The 16,372-nt window shown below is 61.5% G+C and carries 12 protein-coding genes; 9 read left to right on the top strand and 3 right to left on the bottom strand.

Going from position 1 to position 16,372, the window contains the following annotated elements; genetic code table 11:
• Positions 1-120 precede the first annotated feature (120 nt).
• The 3 genes from msrQ to acuI all read right to left on the bottom strand — a co-directional run bounded on the left by msrQ (position 121) and on the right by acuI (position 2,855).
• Positions 121-720: a protein-methionine-sulfoxide reductase heme-binding subunit MsrQ gene (gene msrQ / locus ATE40_RS18415; protein ID WP_063918683.1), complete on the bottom strand. Its 600-nt coding sequence runs from the start codon at positions 718-720 to the stop codon at positions 121-123.
• Positions 721-1,722 (bottom strand): protein-methionine-sulfoxide reductase catalytic subunit MsrP, encoded by a 1,002-nt coding sequence (msrP, locus tag ATE40_RS18410; RefSeq protein WP_063918684.1) that lies wholly within the window; start codon positions 1,720-1,722, stop codon positions 721-723.
• 155 nt (positions 1,723-1,877) lie between these two features.
• Positions 1,878-2,855, bottom strand: a complete 978-nt coding sequence (acuI, locus tag ATE40_RS18405; RefSeq protein WP_019453174.1) for an acrylyl-CoA reductase (NADPH) — start codon at positions 2,853-2,855, stop codon at positions 1,878-1,880.
• Between the two features lie 205 nt (positions 2,856-3,060).
• Here acuI and csrD point away from each other — a divergent pair, with 205 nt between their 5' ends.
• The 9 genes from csrD (at position 3,061) to tldD (ending at position 16,362) form a co-directional block, all read left to right on the top strand.
• Entirely contained in the window at positions 3,061-4,995 is a 1,935-nt protein-coding gene (gene csrD, locus ATE40_RS18400; protein WP_019453173.1) for an RNase E specificity factor CsrD, read from the top strand.
• A 413-nt stretch (positions 4,996-5,408) separates the two neighbouring features.
• A complete protein-coding gene (gene mreB, locus ATE40_RS18395; RefSeq protein WP_003855260.1) occupies positions 5,409-6,452 on the top strand; it encodes a rod shape-determining protein MreB in 1,044 nt (347 codons plus the stop codon).
• A gap of 94 nt (positions 6,453-6,546) precedes the next feature.
• On the top strand, positions 6,547-7,572 hold the full coding sequence (gene mreC / locus ATE40_RS18390) for a rod shape-determining protein MreC (protein ID WP_025160128.1): 1,026 nt from the start codon (positions 6,547-6,549) through the stop codon (positions 7,570-7,572).
• Positions 7,569-8,057 (top strand): rod shape-determining protein MreD, encoded by a 489-nt coding sequence (gene mreD / locus ATE40_RS18385; RefSeq protein WP_004936918.1) that lies wholly within the window; start codon positions 7,569-7,571, stop codon positions 8,055-8,057. Before mreC ends, mreD begins: the two co-directional genes overlap by 4 nt.
• Before the next feature lie 10 nt (positions 8,058-8,067).
• The gene (locus tag ATE40_RS18380) at positions 8,068-8,652 is read left to right on the top strand and encodes a Maf family protein (RefSeq protein WP_019453171.1); all 585 of its coding nucleotides are present in this window, start codon (positions 8,068-8,070) and stop codon (positions 8,650-8,652) included.
• Between the two features lie 38 nt (positions 8,653-8,690).
• Positions 8,691-10,160 (top strand): ribonuclease G, encoded by a 1,470-nt coding sequence (gene rng / locus ATE40_RS18375; RefSeq protein ID WP_019453170.1) that lies wholly within the window; start codon positions 8,691-8,693, stop codon positions 10,158-10,160.
• An 88-nt stretch (positions 10,161-10,248) separates the two neighbouring features.
• A complete protein-coding gene (gene yhdP / locus ATE40_RS18370; protein ID WP_063918685.1) occupies positions 10,249-14,052 on the top strand; it encodes an AsmA2 domain-containing protein YhdP in 3,804 nt (1,267 codons plus the stop codon).
• Positions 14,049-14,909: a deaminated glutathione amidase gene (gene nit1, locus ATE40_RS18365; RefSeq protein ID WP_025160126.1), complete on the top strand. Its 861-nt coding sequence runs from the start codon at positions 14,049-14,051 to the stop codon at positions 14,907-14,909. Before yhdP ends, nit1 begins: the two co-directional genes overlap by 4 nt.
• Positions 14,910-14,916: 7 nt before the next feature.
• Positions 14,917-16,362, top strand: a complete 1,446-nt coding sequence (gene tldD / locus ATE40_RS18360; protein ID WP_063918686.1) for a metalloprotease TldD — start codon at positions 14,917-14,919, stop codon at positions 16,360-16,362.
• The last annotated feature ends 10 nt before the right edge of the window (positions 16,363-16,372 follow it).

The following is a 16,372-nucleotide window of genomic DNA, read 5'->3' as shown; positions in this document are numbered from 1 at the left end:
TTCAACCCCAAATCGACGAACTCGGGGATCCGTGACAGCAATATGAGCGCTGGAACACAGAAAAAGTTCCCGCCGACGGCGCGCGTTTTTCTACGGCGATAACGCGCGCCGCCGTGCGATTCAGCGCCACCAGGCGCGGAACTTCTTATAACGCAATCCCAGCAGTGCCACCGCCAGCAACGCGTAAATGAACGGCTGGGGTGAAAAGGTTTTGACCGACCACAGGTAGTGGATGGGAGCGAGGATCGCCGCCAGATAGACGAAGTTGTGCAACGTTTGCCATTTGGCGCCCAGTTTGCGCATCGCCCACAGCGTCGACGTGGCCACCAGCGCCAGCAGGATCAGCCAGGTGAGGATGCCGAGCGTCAGATAGGGCCGGTTCACCAGCTCGCTGCCCAGCAGGCCGAGATTGCTCAGCCCCAGCTCCAGCGTGGAGTAGCTTATCAGGTGCAGCGTGCCCCAGGCAAAGCACCACAGCCCCACCAGGCGCCGGCAGCGGATCAGCAGCGGCTGACGGGCGTAGCGCGCCAGCGGGGCGATCATCAGCGTGGCCAGCAGCAGTTTCAGCGTCATCCTGCCGGTAAAATGCTGGATGTCCTTGGACGGATCGGCGCTGAACCAGCCCTGGTCCACCGCCAACACCAGCCAGAGAAAGGGCAGAAACGCCGCCAGATGCAGGGCGGCTTTCAGCCATTTGATATGAACAGGCGTCAGGCGCACTTAGAAATTCTCCCGCAGATCCATGCCGCGATACAGCGATGCCACCTGATCGGCATAGCCGTTAAACAGCAGCGTCGGTTGGCGTTTGACATCGAGAATGCCGCCGGAGCCGATGAAGCGCTCGGTAGCCTGTGACCAGCGCGGATGATCGACGTGCGGATTCACGTTGGCGTAAAAACCGTACTCGTTCGGCGCGGATTGGTTCCAGGTAGTCGGCGGCTGATCGCGCACCAAACGGATGTGCACGATCGATTTAATGCCTTTGAAGCCGTATTTCCACGGCGTAATCAGCCGCAGCGGCGCGCCGTTTTGCGGCGGCAGGGTTTTGCCGTACACGCCGACGGTCAGCAGCGCCAGCGGATGCATCGCCTCGTCCAGCCGCAGCCCTTCGACGTAGGGGTATTTCAGGCCGCCGCCGATAAAGCGATCTTTCTGGCCGGGCATCTGTTCCGGATCGTACAGCGTCTGGAAGGCCACGTAGCGCGCGTTGCTGTTCGGTTCGGCCAGCTTGATAAGCTTGCCCAGTTCGAAACCGATCCACGGCACCACCATCGACCAGGCCTCGACGCAGCGCATGCGGTAAATGCGCTGTTCCAGCGGGAAACGCTTCATCAGATCGTCGATATCCAGCGTTATCGGCTTCGCCACTTCGCCGTCGATGCGCACTTTCCAGCCTTCAGTCTTCAGCCCGCCGGCGTTGGCGGCCGGATCGGCCTTGTCGAGACCGAATTCATAGAAGTTGTTGTAGCCGGTGACCTTGTCTTCCGGCGTCATCGCCAACTGGGCCTGCCAGGCGGCCGGCTTGCTGAATGCCAGCGCTTTGCCCGGCGGCGCCTTGGGGCGATCGTTGCCTTTAAACCACGACAGCAGGTCCGCCTGCGCGCCGGTAGGCAGCGCCAGCGAAGCGGCGGTGATGCCGAGCGCCTGCAGCACTTTGCGCCGCTGGTGGAACACGCTCTCCGGCGTGACGTCGGCCTCGGTCAATTTGGGGTGTTTGTTCATGCTTATGTTCTCCGCGACTGATCCCCGCCGCCGGGGAGCGGCGGGCGGGTCTCCATCAAATAAGCATGGCGTTAAAGCCGGCCGGAAGCGAGGGGGCGCAGGAAAATATGAAATTTCGCAGAAGCCGGAGACCCCCCGTCGCCGGGGGGAGCGCGTCAACGAATCTTCACCAGGGTGCGGCCGGTGATTTGGTTGTTCAGCAGCGCGGCGGCGGTGGCCGGCGCCTGTTCGAGAGGGATTTGGTGCGTGGCCTGCTGATAGAAACTGTCCGGCAGAATGCCGGCCAGCCGTTCCCAGGCGGTTTGGCGGCGATGCAGCGGCGTATGCACCGAGTCCACGCCCTGTAGGCGCACATTGCGCAGAATGAACGGCATCACGGTGGTCGGCAGTTGATAGCCGCCCGCCAGGCCGCAGGCGGCGACGGTGCCGTTATAATTCATCTGCGCCAGCACCCGCGCCAGCAGTTTGTCGCCGACGGTGTCCACCGCGCCGGCCCACAGCTGTTTTTCCAACGGACGCGGCGTGTCGATATAGCCATCGCGGGACATCACCTCTTTGGCACCGAGCGCCTTCAGGTATTCGGTATTGCTGTCGCGGCCGCTGATGGCGGTCACCCGGTAACCCAGCGCCGCCAGCAGAGCGATGGCGGTGCTGCCGACGCCGCCGCTGGCGCCGGTGACCAGGATGTCGCCGTCGTCCGGGTGCACGCCGCCTTCCTCCAGCGCCATTACGCACAGCATGGCGGTAAAGCCGGCGGTGCCGATGATCATCGCCTTGCGCTCATCGAGGCCGTTCGGCAGCGGCACCAGCCACTCGCCGGAAACGCGCGCCTGCTCGGCCAATCCGCCCCAGTGGTGTTCACCCACGCCCCAGCCGGTGAGCACCACGCTTTGGCCCTCTTTGAAACGATCGTCGCGGCTGTGGCGCACGGTGCCGGCGAAGTCGATGCCCGGCACCATCGGGAAGTTGCGCACGATCTTGCCTTTGCCGGTGATCGCCAGCGCATCCTTGTAATTCAGGCTGGACCAGTTGATGTCGACGGTAACATCACCCTCCGGCAATTGGCCGCTGTCGATATCTTTGATATGAGCCAGAGTTTGGTCGTCTTGTTGTTCCAATAGCAGTGCACGCATGTCACTCTTCCTCTTGTTTACACTTTTCTATCAATGGCTGAATCACATTTCTTTGACTATATGCATAATAAGCGGCTCAGGCCCTGATAAAGGACAAAAATGGCGCTTGCAGGTTTTATTCCTCGGCAAGGCTTGTTAGGGTTGGACAACCCCCTTTTAACTAAAGGGTGAACACTCACTTAACCATAGCGGACAAGGCACAGGGATGCGATTTACCACCAAACTCTCTGCATTGATCACTCTGTTGGTCGCGCTGGCGATGTTTTTGATGCTGATGGGATGCTCATACAGCTTCTTTTACGTTACCCAGGATCGCCAGGAGCGTCGCTTTGATTCGCTGGTCACCTCTCTCGATCAGGCCATGTTGCACGAGTCGCCGCGCGATCAGGAGAAATGGTTGCCGATCGTCATGCGTCCGCTCGGCATCGTGTCGATCCGCGTAGAGGCCGGTACCAGCCAGTTTCTCAACTATAAATTGCCGACGGTGAAAAAAGAGCCCTGGGATGCGCTGAACGGCTATCGTCAGGTCTCGCGCCCCCTGTTGCAGCACCCGGGCAGCACGCTGTACATCACTTACCTCGATCCGTTCGCCAGCGATGTGCGCACGCTGCAGTCCACTGCCGCCGTCACGCTGTCGATCGTCGTCATGGTGGTGGTTTTGCTGTTCAGCCTGCGCTGGCTGCGTGAACAGGCCGACGGTGAAGATCGCCTGGAACGCCGCGCGCGGCGCATTCTGAACGGCGAGCGCGAAAACGTCATGCAGGGCGATGTGCGTGAGTGGCCGGCCAACGTCAGCGGCGCGCTCGACCGCCTGCTGGCCGATCTGGCGGAAGCGCGGGAAGAGCGCAGCCGGGTCGATACGCTGATCCGCGCCTTCGCCGCACAGGACGCCAAAACCGGGCTGAACAATCGCCTGTTCTTTGATAATCAATTGACCACTCAGCTGGAAGACGAAGGTTCGCACGGCATCGTGATGATGGTGCGGCTGCCCGATTTCGAGACCCTGCGCGACACGCACGGCAGCGTAGCGGTGCAGGAGCTGATGTATTCGCTGGTCAATCTGCTGTCAACTTTCGTGATGCGCTACCCGTCGGCGTTGCTGGCGCGCTATTTCCACAGCGATTTTACCGTGCTGTTGCCGCATCGCACCCTGAAGGAGGCCGACGGCATCGCGTCACAGCTGGTCAACGCCATCGATGCCTTGCCTTCCACGGCGCTGATCGACCGTGAGGCCTTCCTTCACATCGGCATCGTGGCGTACCGCAGCGGCCAAACCACGGAGCAGGTGATCGACTATGCGGAGCAGGCGACGCGCCATGCCACGCTGCAGGGCGAAAACGGTTGGTATGTGTACGACAGCCAGGTGCCGGAAATGGGGCGCGGCAGCGTCAAGTGGCGCACGCTGCTGGAACAGGTGCTGGCGCGCGGCGGCCCGCGGCTGTATCAGAAACCGGCGGTCACCGTGGAAGGCGAAGTGCACCATCGCGAGATCATGAGCCGGATCTATGACGGCTCCCAGGAGTTGCTGCCGGCGGAATATATGCCGCTGGTTCAGCAGTTGGGGTTGGCGGAGAGCTACGATCGCCAGCAGGTGAGTCGTATCATCCCCTTGTTGACGCAATGGCCTGAGGAAACGCTGGCGTTCCCGCTGTGCGTGGATTCGATTTTGCAGCGCTCTTTCCAGCGCTGGCTGCGCGATACGCTGCTGCAGTGCGAAAAAAGTCAGCGTCGGCGAATTCTGATTGAACTTGCGGAGGCAGATGTGTGTCAACATATCGACCGTCTTCGTCCGGTGCTGAGGCTGTTGTCAGGGCTGGGCTGCCGCCTCGCGGTGTCCAAAGCGGGTTTAACCGTGGTCAGTACGTCCTATATCAAGTCGCTGCAGGTGGAGATCGTCAAGCTCCATCCGGGGCTGGTGCGGAGTATCGATAAGCGGGACGAAAATCAGCTGTTCGTGCAGAGCCTGACCGGGGCCTGCGCGGGGACGCACGCTCAAGTGTTCGCCGCCAGCGTGCGTACGCGCAACGAGTGGCAGACGCTGAAAGAGCGTGGGATCCGCGGCGGGCAGGGCGACTTTTTCGCGTCGCCGGAGCCGATCGACCCGGGGCGTAAAAAATATTCACGTCGTTATCGTGTTTAAGCTGATTGCCGAACAAAAATTGACGTAGAATGAGCGCCGGATCCATCTGGGCCATGTCACCTGTCATTTTGGAGTTTTCTCCAATCTGCCTGCGACAAAGACGCCTATTTGAGATAGGCTCTTGTCAGCTTTTATCTGGCTGACGTTGGTAGGTGCTTACCACCGGCGGCAATCAGGGAATATGTTAGATTTTATGAGCTGTGTTACGCCGTTTCGTGCGTTGACAGGGTGGTAAACTGAGCCTTTGTTCAGGGAATTCAGGCCTCATCCAATTTCCGTGCATTCGAGCAGAAACAATACAGACTATTTTTCACCGAAGTAGAACGTTTTTGCGCCTTGTCGCTGCTTCGTGTGGTTGGTAAAGTAGGCGGATTTTATTTTCCGCCCCCAGCTTGCAGGATTATCCTTTCGTTATGTTTAAGAAATTTCGTGGCATGTTTTCCAACGACTTGTCCATCGACTTGGGTACCGCCAATACCCTGATTTATGTTAAAGGGCAAGGCATCGTACTGAATGAACCTTCGGTGGTTGCCATTCGCCAGGATCGTGCCGGCTCCCCAAAGAGCGTAGCGGCCGTCGGTCATGACGCCAAACAGATGCTGGGCCGCACCCCCGGCAACATCGCGGCTATTCGCCCGATGAAAGACGGCGTGATCGCCGACTTCTTCGTGACCGAAAAAATGCTGCAGCACTTCATCAAACAGGTTCACAGCAACAGCTTTATGCGCCCAAGCCCGCGTGTGCTGGTCTGTGTGCCGGTCGGCGCGACCCAGGTTGAACGCCGCGCCATCCGCGAGTCCGCCCAAGGGGCCGGCGCGCGTGAAGTGTTCCTGATTGAAGAGCCGATGGCGGCGGCGATCGGCGCGGGTCTGCCGGTCTCCGAAGCGACCGGCTCCATGGTGGTGGATATCGGCGGCGGTACCACAGAAGTGGCGGTGATCTCGCTGAACGGCGTGGTGTACTCCTCTTCCGTGCGCATCGGCGGTGACCGCTTCGATGAAGCCATCATCAATTATGTGCGCCGCAACTATGGCTCGCTGATCGGCGAAGCCACCGCGGAGCGCATCAAGCACGAAATCGGTTCTGCCTACCCGGGCGACGAAGTGCGCGAAATCGAAGTCCGCGGCCGTAACCTGGCCGAAGGCGTACCGCGCGGCTTTACCCTGAACTCCAATGAAATCCTCGAAGCCCTGCAAGAGCCGCTGACCGGCATCGTCAGCGCGGTGATGGTGGCGCTGGAACAGTGCCCGCCAGAATTGGCCTCCGACATTTCCGAACGCGGCATGGTGTTGACCGGCGGCGGCGCGCTGCTGCGCAACCTCGATCGCCTGCTGATGGAAGAAACCGGCATCCCGGTCGTGGTGGCGGAAGATCCGTTGACCTGCGTGGCGCGCGGCGGCGGCAAGGCGTTGGAAATGATCGACATGCACGGCGGCGATTTGTTCAGCGAAGAATAGTCAGCCCCTGGAAGGAGGAATCGTATCGGATGAATGCGCACAGCGAAAATCGGGTACGGTTCCTCTTTCTGTTGTCGAGGAACTCGCATAATTTATGAAGCCGATTTTTAGCAGGGGGCCTTCCCTGCAACTGCGACTTTTTTTGGCGGTGATCGCGGCCATTGGCCTGATCGTTGCCGACAGCCGGCTCGGCACGTTCGTGAAGATACGCAACTACATGGACACCGCAGTCAGCCCTTTCTATTTTCTGGCCAACGGGCCGCGTAAAGTTCTGGACAGCGTGTCAGAAACGCTGGCTACCCGCCAACAGCTGGAGCTGGAAAACCGAGCTCTGCGGCAGGAACTGCTGCTGAAAAACAGCGATATTCTTCTTCTTGGCCAATTCAAGCAGGAAAACGCCCGTTTGCGCGAACTGCTGGGTTCCCCGCTGCGCCAGGACGAGCACAAGATGGTTACCCAGGTGATCTCCACCGGTTCCGATCCCTACAGCGACCAGGTCGTTATCGACAAAGGGTCGGACAACGGCGTCTATGAAGGCCAGCCGGTGATCAGCGACAAGGGCGTGGTCGGCCAGGTGGTGGCGGTGGCGAAGGTCACCAGCCGCGTGCTGCTGATCTGCGATGCCTCCCACGCGCTGCCGATTCAGGTGCTGCGCAACGATATTCGGGTGATCGCCGCAGGCAGCGGCTGCGCCGACGATCTGCAGCTGGAACACCTGCCGAACAACACCGATATCCGCGTTGGCGACGTGCTGGTGACCTCAGGCCTCGGCGGCCGCTTCCCGGAAGGTTATCCGGTGGCGGTGGTCTCCTCGGTCAAGGTCGACAACCAGCGCGCTTACACCGTGATTCAGGCGCGGCCAACCGCCGGTCTGCAGCGTTTGCGCTACCTGCTGCTGCTGTGGGGCGCCGATCGCAACGGCGACATGCCGCTGCCGCCGGACGAAGTACACCGCGTGGCCAATGAACGCCTGATGCAGATGATGCCGCAGGTGCTGCCGCCGGCCGGTTCGGTTGGGCCGCAGCTGCCAGCCCCGGCCGGCGGCGCGGCGCCGCAATCCGGCGCTCCGGCGTCTGCTCAGCCTCAGGTTCAGCCCGCAGCGGCGGGAGTCGTGCAATGAACAGCTACCGCAGCCACGGGCGCTGGATAATCTGGCTGTCGTTCCTGGTGGCGCTGGTGCTGCAAATCATGCCGTGGCCGGAGCAGATCTACATGTTCCGGCCGTCCTGGCTGGTGCTGATCCTGATCTACTGGGTGATGGCCTTGCCGCATCGGGTCAACGTCGGCACCGGCTTCGTGCTGGGGCTGATCATGGATCTGATCCTCGGCTCCACGCTGGGCGTGCGCGCGCTGGCGCTGGGTATCATCGCTTACCTGGTGGCGTTCAAATTCCAACTGTTCCGCAATATGGCGCTGTGGCAACAGGCGCTGATCGTCGTGCTGTTGTCGCTGTCGATGGATGTAGTGGTGTTCTGGGCTGAGTTTTTAGTGATCAACGTCTCTTTCCGCCCAGAGGTGTTCTGGAGTAGTGTGGTAAACGGCATTTTGTGGCCGTGGTTATTCCTGTTGATGCGCAAAATCCGCCGTCAGTTCGCCGTACAGTAAGGGTATATCAATGACTTCGCTTTATCTGGCCTCCGGCTCCCCACGTCGACGTGAACTGCTGACCCTGCTGGGCGTGCCGTTCGACATTCTGCTGACGCATACCGAAGAACAGCGCCGGGAAGGCGAAGCCGCGGAAGCCTATGTGCGCCGCCTGGCGCAGGACAAGGCCAAAGCGGGCGTGGCGCTGGCGCAGGAAGATCGGCCGGTGCTGGGTGCCGACACCATCGTGGTGCTCAACGGCCGGGTGCTGGAGAAGCCGCGCGACGAAGCCCATGCGGCGGAAATGCTGGCGGCCCTGTCCGGCAAACAGCATCAGGTGATGACGGCGGTGGCGATCGCCGATCGCCACGACGTGCGTTGCCAATTGGTGGTGACCGACGTGACGTTCCGCAGCCTGTCGCAACAGGATATCCGCGACTATATTGCTACGGGCGAACCGATGGATAAAGCGGGCGCCTACGGAATTCAAGGAAAGGGTGGTTGTTTCGTCAGAACGATAACCGGGAGTTATCATGCGGTGGTCGGTCTGCCGCTGGTCGAAACACATGAGCTGCTCAGTAATTTTGTCGCATTACGTGATGTAAGAACCGGTTGATGGGCGCTGCCATTATCGACCGGCTCTGAGGAGAAGGCATGACAGCTGAGCTACTGGTTAATATCACACCGTCTGAAACGCGGGTCGCCTATATCGACGGCGGCATTCTGCAAGAGATCCATATCGAACGCGAATCCAAACGCGGCATCGTCGGCAATATCTATAAAGGGCGCGTCAGCCGCGTCTTGCCGGGGATGCAGGCGGCGTTCGTCGACATCGGCCTCGATAAGGCCGCCTTCCTGCACGCCTCCGACATCATGCCGCATACCGAATGCGTCGCCGGTGACGAGCGGAAAAACTTCCACGTGCGCGATATCGCCGAGCTGGTGCGCCAGGGGCAAGACCTGATGGTGCAGGTGGTGAAAGATCCGCTCGGCACCAAGGGGGCGCGCCTGACCACCGACATCACGCTGCCTTCGCGCTATCTGGTCTTCATGCCGGGCGCGGCGCACGTCGGCGTTTCGCAGCGCATTGAAAGCGAAGCCGAGCGCGAACGCTTGAAATCCATCGTTGCGCCGCACTGCGACGAGCTGGGCGGTTTTATCATCCGCACCGCGGCGGAAGGCATCGGCGAGGAAGAGCTGGCGCAGGACGCCGCGTTCCTCAAGCGCCTGTGGACCAAGGTGATGGAGCGCAAGAAGCGCAACCAGACCAAGTACAAACTGTACGGCGAGCTGGCGCTGGCGCAGCGCATTTTGCGCGACTTCGCCGGCGCGGCGCTGGATCGCATCCGCGTCGATTCGCGGTTGACGCACGATCTGCTGGTGGAATTTACCGGCGAGTACATCCCGGACATCACCCGCAAGCTGGAGCTGTACACCGGCAGCCAGCCGATTTTCGATCTGTACGATGTGGAAAACGAGATCCAGCGCGCGCTGGAGCGCAAGGTGGAGCTGAAGTCCGGCGGCTATTTGATCATCGATCAAACCGAGGCGATGACCACGGTCGACATCAACACCGGCGCCTTCGTCGGCCATCGCAACCTCGATGAAACCATCTTCAATACCAACATCGAGGCAACGCAGGCCATCGCCCGCCAGCTGCGGCTGCGCAATCTGGGCGGCATCATCATCATCGACTTTATCGATATGAACAACGAAGAGCATCGCCGCCGGGTGCTGCACTCGCTGGAGCAGGCGTTGAGTAAAGATCGGGTAAAAACCACGATCAACGGCTTCTCTCAGCTAGGCTTAGTTGAAATGACGCGTAAACGAACGCGTGAAAGCATTGAACATGTGCTCTGTCACGATTGTCCTACTTGTAATGGGCGCGGCACCGTGAAAACGGTGGAAACCGTGTGCTACGAGATCCTGCGCGAGATTGTGCGTGTGCATCACGCTTACGATTCCGATCGCTTCCTGGTGTACGCCTCCGCGGCGGTCGGCGAAGCGCTGAAGAGCGAAGAGTCGCATGCGCTGGCCGAAGTGGAGATCTTCGTCGGCAAACAGGTGAAGGTGCAGATCGAACCGTTGTACAGCCAGGAGCAGTTCGACGTCGTCATGATGTAGCCCGCCCGACATCGGAAAGGGCCCGGCACGCCGGGCCTGTCAGTGCATAGATATTCCCGTTGCCAGGCAGCGGAGCAAGGAGAACTGCGTGAGGCGACTGCCTGGGATTCTGTTAGCAACAGGCGCCACCCTAATTGTGATTGTGGCGCTGCTGATCAGCGGGCTGCGCCTGATGCTGCCGAAGCTGAACGACTATCGTCCCCAACTGTTGGCGCAGGTGGAGAAGCTGTCCGGCGTGCCTGTACGAATGGATTTCGTGCAGGGCAGTTGGGAAACCTTCGGCCCGCAGCTTGAAATGCGCAACCTGAGCGCCACGCTGCCCAAAAGCGATGTGCATATCGAACGCGTAACGCTGGCGTTGGACGTGTGGCAGTCGCTGCTGCACTGGCGTTGGCAGTTCCGCGATCTGACCTTCTACCAATTCCGGCTCGATCTGAACGCCACGCTGGGCGGCGACCAGCAGGGCGAAGGCCTTGAGCCGGGCAAAATCAGCGATCTGATGCTGCGCCAGCTCGACCATTTCGATCTGCGCGACAGCCGTATTTCATTCCTGACGCCCGCCGGCGCGCGCGCCGAATTCGACATTCCTCAGTTGACCTGGCTCAACGGCCGCGATCGCCACCGCGCCGAGGGGCAGATCAGCCTGTCGACGTTGAATGGCCAACATGGCGTGGTGCAGCTGCGCATGGACCTGCGTGACAATCAAGGCCTGCTGGATACCGGTACGGTCTACCTGCAGGCCGACAACATCGACATGAAACCCTGGTTTACCCGCTGGCTGCGTGCCAACACCGGGCTGGAAAGCGCCGATTTCAGTCTGGCGGCCTGGCTGCAAGTGCAGAACGGCGAGATCGCCGGCGGCCATGCGTTGCTCAAGCAGGGGGCGGCCAACTGGGATACCGGCGCTGCTCAGCACCGGCTGGACGTGGACAATCTGGCGCTGTCGCTGCGCCGCCAGGGCACCGGTTGGCAGCTCGACGTGCCGCAGCTGCGTTTGAGCACCGACGGCCAGGCCTGGCCGCAGGGCAGGCTTTCCGCGCTGTGGCTGCCGGAAAACACCGAGTTCATGGGGCCGGCGCAGAATGAAGAGCTGCGGGTGCGCGCGACCAATATTCAGCTGGAGCGCCTGTCGGCGCTGCTGCCGACCTTCTCGTTTCTCAGCCCGGATGTGCTCGATCGCTGGAACGATCTGCAGCCGCAGGGGAAGCTGGAAGCCTTGGCGCTGGACATCCCGCTCAAGCAGCCGGAAAAGAGCCGGTTCCAGGCGCTGTGGCGCGATGTCAGCTGGCAACGTTGGGAGCTGCTGCCGGGCGTCAACCACTTCTCCGGCGCGTTGAGCGGCGGGGTGGAGAACGGCCGTCTGACGCTGGGGCTTACCGACAGCACCCTGCCTTACGGCGATATGTTCCGTGCGCCGCTTGAAGTCAGCAGCGCCCGCGGCGCGCTGACCTGGCGCTATAACCAGCAGGGTTGGGAGCTGGCGAGCCAGGGGCTGGACGTCAAGGCGAAGTCGCTGTGGGTCAACGGCGATTTTCGCTACCAGCAGCCGGCCAAGGGCGATCCGTGGCTGAACATCCTGGCGGGTATCCGCCTGTATGACGGCGCCGACGCCTGGCGCTATTTCCCGGAACCGCTGATGGGCAAGCATCTGGTGGATTACCTGAGCGGCGCCATTCAGGGGGGCCAGGTGGATAACGCCACGCTGATTTATTCCGGCGATCCGCAGCACTTCCCGTACCGTAAAAACGAAGGGCAATTCGAGGTCTTCGTGCCGCTGCGCCACGCCACCTTCCAGTTCCAACCGGGCTGGCCGGCGCTGACCGATTTGGCGATCGATCTCGATTTTGCCAACGAGGGGTTGTGGATGCATGCGCCGCAAACCCGGCTGGGTAAGGTGGCGGGCAAAAATATCAGCGCGGTGATCCCGGATTATCTGAAAGAGCGGCTGCTGATCGACGCCGAAGTGGCGGGGGCGGGCAGCGATGTGCATGACTACTTCATGCAGACGCCGTTGCACGATTCGCTGGGGGCGGCGCTGGATCAGCTGCAGATCGGCGGTGATGTCAGTGGGCGCTTACATCTCGATATCCCCTTGGACGGCGAGCAGGTCAAAGCCACCGGCGAAGTGGCGTTGAACAACAATTCGTTGCTGATCAAGCCGCTGGAAAGCGAGCTGCAGAAGCTTAGCGGCAAATTCCGCTTCGATAACGGCAATCTGGAGAGCGACACCCTGTCGGCCAACTGGTTCGGGCAGCCGGTGGCGGTGAACTTCACCACGCAGGAAGGCGATCGCGACTACAAGGTCAACGTCGGCCTGAAGGGCGACTGGCAGCCGGGCAAGTTCCCCGGCCTGCCAAAAGAGGCCGCTGATGCGCTCAGCGGCAGCGCGTCCTGGCAGAGCCAGGTGGCCATCACGCTGCCGCATCAGGGCTCGGCCAGCTATGATATCGGCATTGACGCGGATTTGAAGAAAGTGAGCAGTCACTTACCTTCGCCGCTGGACAAGGCGCCGGGTGAGGCGCTGCCGGTGAACGTCAAGGTTAAAGGCGGTCTGAACGGCTTCATGCTGACGGGCAGCGCAGGCAAACAGAACCGCTTCAACAGCGAATGGAGCTTCGACAAGAAACAGGTGAATCTGGCGCGCGCCGCCTGGCAAACCAACGGTGGCGGCACGCCGCCGCTGCCAGCCGGCAAATCGATGACGCTGAACCTGCCGGCGTTGGACGGCGAGCAGTGGCTGGCGCTGCTGGCGCCGGCGCTGAAACAGGGTGGCGGCAGCGGTCAGGTAGGCGGTTTCAGTTTCCCCACCACCGTAGCGCTGACCACGCCGCAGCTGCTGTTGGGGGGCCAGGCCTGGCATAAGCTGACGCTGTCGGCCGAGAAACAGCTTGGCGCTACCCTCGTGAGCGCCAAGAGCGACGAAGTGGACGGTAGCCTGCGGGTGGCCGATCGCGGGCCGTGGCGCGCCGATATCAATTACCTGTATTACAACCCGCAGTTCGCCGAAACGAAAAACGCGGCGGGCACGCCGCCGCCGTCGACCGAGAAAGTTTCCTTCCGCGATTGGCCTTCGCTGATGCTGCGCTGCAAGTCGTGCTGGGTGCTGGGACAGAACCTCGGTAGGGTCGAGGCGGATCTGACCAATCGGGGCGATACCCTGACGCTGGATCACGGCCTGGTCGATACCGGCAAAGGGCGCATGACCGCCACCGGCCTGTGGAAACAAAATGCGCAGGAAGAGCGCAGCTCGCTGAAAGGCAAGCTGCTCGGCGGCAAGATCGACGAAACCGCCGCCTTCTTCGGCATCACCATTCCGCTCAAGGGGGCGCCTTACGACGTGGATTTCGATCTGTACTGGCATGGCACGCCGTGGCAGCCACGGGTCGATACGCTGAGCGGCGCGCTGCAGGTCAAGATGGGCAAGGGCGAGATCGACAGCATGGGCGGCGGCCGCGCCGGTCAGCTGTTGCGATTGGTCAGCTTTGACGCCCTGCTGCGCAAGCTGCAGTTCGATTTCAGCGATACCTTTGGCAAAGGCTTCTACTTTGATTCCATCCGCAGCACCGCCTGGCTGAAAGATGGCATAATGCATACGGATAATCTATTGATCGACGGCCTGGCGGCGGATATCGCCATGAGCGGTCAGATCGATCTGGCGCGCCGCCGCATCGATATGGAGGCGGTGGTGGCACCGGCGATTTCGGCGACCGTCGGCGTGGCGACCGCGTTTGTCGTCAACCCGATCGTCGGCGCGGCGGTATTTGCCGCCTCGCAGGTGTTGGGGCCGCTGTGGAGCAAGATTTCGCTGATTCGCTACCATATCGGCGGCGATCTCGACCAGCCGAAGATCAATGAGGTACTTCGTAAGGCAAAGGAGGATAAGGCGTCATGAGGAATGCTAACGTTGCGTTGTTGCAGTTGTGCAGTGGCGATCAGGTGCGCGATAACCTGGCCCAGATTGAACAGCAGATCAAGCAGCTCAATACCGGGGTAAAACTGGTCATGACGCCGGAGAACGCGCTGCTGTTCGCCAACTCCGCGGCCTATCGCCAACAGGCGGAAAAACAGGGCGACGGACCGCTGCAGAACGCGGTGCGCGAACTGGCGCGCCGCTATGGCGTATGGTTATTGGTAGGCTCGATGCCCTTGATCAGCCGGGAGGATCCGCAGCTTATCACTACCAGCAGCCTGTTGTTCGACGATCAGGGCGAGATCCGCGCCCGCTACGACAAGCTGCACATGTTCGATGTGGATATCAACGATGCGCACGGCCACTACCGCGAGTCGGATACCTACCAGCACGGGCAGCATCTGACGGTGGTGGATACGCCGGTCGGGCGTTTGGGCATGACCATATGCTACGATCTGCGTTTCCCCGCGCTGTTCCAGGCGCTGCGGGCGCAGGGCGCCGAACTGATATCGGTGCCGGCGGCCTTTACCCGGGTGACCGGCGAGGCGCATTGGGAGATCCTGCTGCGCGCCCGGGCAATCGAGAACCAGTGCATGATCCTGGCGCCGGCGCAGGTGGGGCGCCATGGGCCGACCCGCCGCACCTGGGGCCACTCGCTGGCTGTCGACGGCTGGGGTAAGGTGCTGGCCGAGAACGCGGACGCCGTGGCGGCGCTGAAGGTGCGTGTGGACACCGCAAGCCTGCAAACGCTGCGGCAACAGATGCCGGTATTGCAGCATAATCGATTCCAGACGTCGCTGACGGCGCCGTCTGACAAGCTATCCTCCAATCAAGAGTGAAACCATTATGAGCCTGACGTTTGTCAGTGAGCAGTTACTCGCTACCAACAAGCTGAGTCATCAAGACCTGTACAAGGTACTGGGTCAACTGGCAGAACGCCGTATCGACTACGCCGATCTCTATTTCCAGTCCAGCTATCACGAAGCCTGGGTGATTGAGGACGGCATCATCAAGGATGGCTCTTACAACATCGACCAGGGCGTCGGCGTGCGCGCCGTCAGCGGCGAGAAGACCGGCTTCGCTTATGCCGATCAGATCACCCTGCATGCGCTGCAGCAGAGCGCCCAGGCGGCGCGCAGCATCGTGCGCGAGCAGGGCGACGGGCGGGCGCATACCCTGGGCGAGATCGGCTATCGGGCGCTGTATCCGCTGCTCGATCCGCTGCAAAGCCTGCCGCGTGAAGAGAAAATCGCCCTGCTGCACCGTGTCGACAAAGTGGCGCGCGCCGCCGATGCGCGGGTGCAGGAAGTGAACGCCAGCATTACCGGCGTTTATGAGCAGGTGTTGGTGGCCGCCACTGACGGCACGCTGGCGGCGGACGTTCGCCCGCTGGTGCGTCTCTCCGTCAGCGTGCTGGTGGAGCAGGACGGCAAGCGTGAGCGCGGCTCCAGCGGCGGCGGCGGCCGTTTCGGTTACGACTACTTCCTGGAAATCGCCGACGGCGACGTGCGCGCCGATGCCTATGCCAAAGAAGCGGTGCGCATGGCGTTGGTCAATCTCGGCGCGGTAGCGGCACCGGCCGGCAATATGCCGGTGGTGTTGGGGGCCGGCTGGCCGGGCGTGCTGCTGCACGAGGCGGTAGGCCACGGCCTGGAAGGCGACTTCAACCGGCGCGGCACTTCGGTGTTCAGCGGCCATATGGGCGAGCTGGTGGCTTCCGAACTGTGCACCGTGGTGGATGACGGCACCCTGCAAGGGCGCCGCGGTTCGCTGGCGATCGACGACGAAGGCGTGCCGGGCAAATACAACGTGCTGATCGAAAACGGCGTGCTGAAAGGCTACATGCAGGACAAGCTCAACGCGCGGCTGATGGGCGTCGCCCCAACCGGCAACGGCCGCCGTGAGTCCTACGCGCATCTGCCGATGCCGCGCATGACCAACACCTACATGCTGGCGGGCCAATCGACGCCGGAAGAGATCATCGCCAGCGTCGAATACGGTCTGTACGCGCCGAACTTCGGTGGTGGCCAGGTGGATATCACCTCCGGCAAGTTCGTGTTTTCCACCACCGAAGCCTATCTGATCGAGAAAGGCCGCATCACTAAGCCGGTGAAGGGGGCGACGCTGATCGGCTCCGGCATTGAGGCGATGCAGCAGATCTCGATGGTCGGCAACGATCTGGCGCTCGATAAAGGCGTGGGCGTGTGCGGCAAGGAAGGCCAGAGCGTGCCGGTGGGCGTCGGCCAGCCGACGCTGAAACTGGATACGCTCACCGTCGGCGGCACGGCGTAATCTTTCCTCA

This window comes from Serratia surfactantfaciens (assembly GCF_001642805.2).
In the GTDB taxonomy this organism is placed as follows: Bacteria; Pseudomonadota; Gammaproteobacteria; order Enterobacterales; family Enterobacteriaceae; genus Serratia; species Serratia surfactantfaciens.
The sequence above is the reverse complement of the archived record's forward strand: the minus strand, read 5'-3'. Positions and strand labels throughout refer to the sequence as shown.

Bases quoted from the DNA above. Each gene is read 5' to 3' on its own strand.
- mreC (WP_025160128.1), top strand. From the start codon at position 6,547: ATGAAGCCGATTTTTAGCAGGGGGCCTTCCCTGCAACTGCGACTTTTT.
- tldD (WP_063918686.1), top strand. From the start codon at position 14,917: ATGAGCCTGACGTTTGTCAGTGAGCAGTTACTCGCTACCAACAAGCTG.
- ATE40_RS18380 (WP_019453171.1), top strand. From the start codon at position 8,068: ATGACTTCGCTTTATCTGGCCTCCGGCTCCCCACGTCGACGTGAACTG.
- msrP (WP_063918684.1), bottom strand. From the start codon at position 1,722: ATGAACAAACACCCCAAATTGACCGAGGCCGACGTCACGCCGGAGAGC.
- nit1 (WP_025160126.1), top strand. From the start codon at position 14,049: ATGAGGAATGCTAACGTTGCGTTGTTGCAGTTGTGCAGTGGCGATCAG.
- rng (WP_019453170.1), top strand. From the start codon at position 8,691: ATGACAGCTGAGCTACTGGTTAATATCACACCGTCTGAAACGCGGGTC.
- acuI (WP_019453174.1), bottom strand. From the start codon at position 2,855: ATGCGTGCACTGCTATTGGAACAACAAGACGACCAAACTCTGGCTCAT.
- mreD (WP_004936918.1), top strand. From the start codon at position 7,569: ATGAACAGCTACCGCAGCCACGGGCGCTGGATAATCTGGCTGTCGTTC.
- csrD (WP_019453173.1), top strand. From the start codon at position 3,061: ATGCGATTTACCACCAAACTCTCTGCATTGATCACTCTGTTGGTCGCG.
- mreB (WP_003855260.1), top strand. From the start codon at position 5,409: ATGTTTAAGAAATTTCGTGGCATGTTTTCCAACGACTTGTCCATCGAC.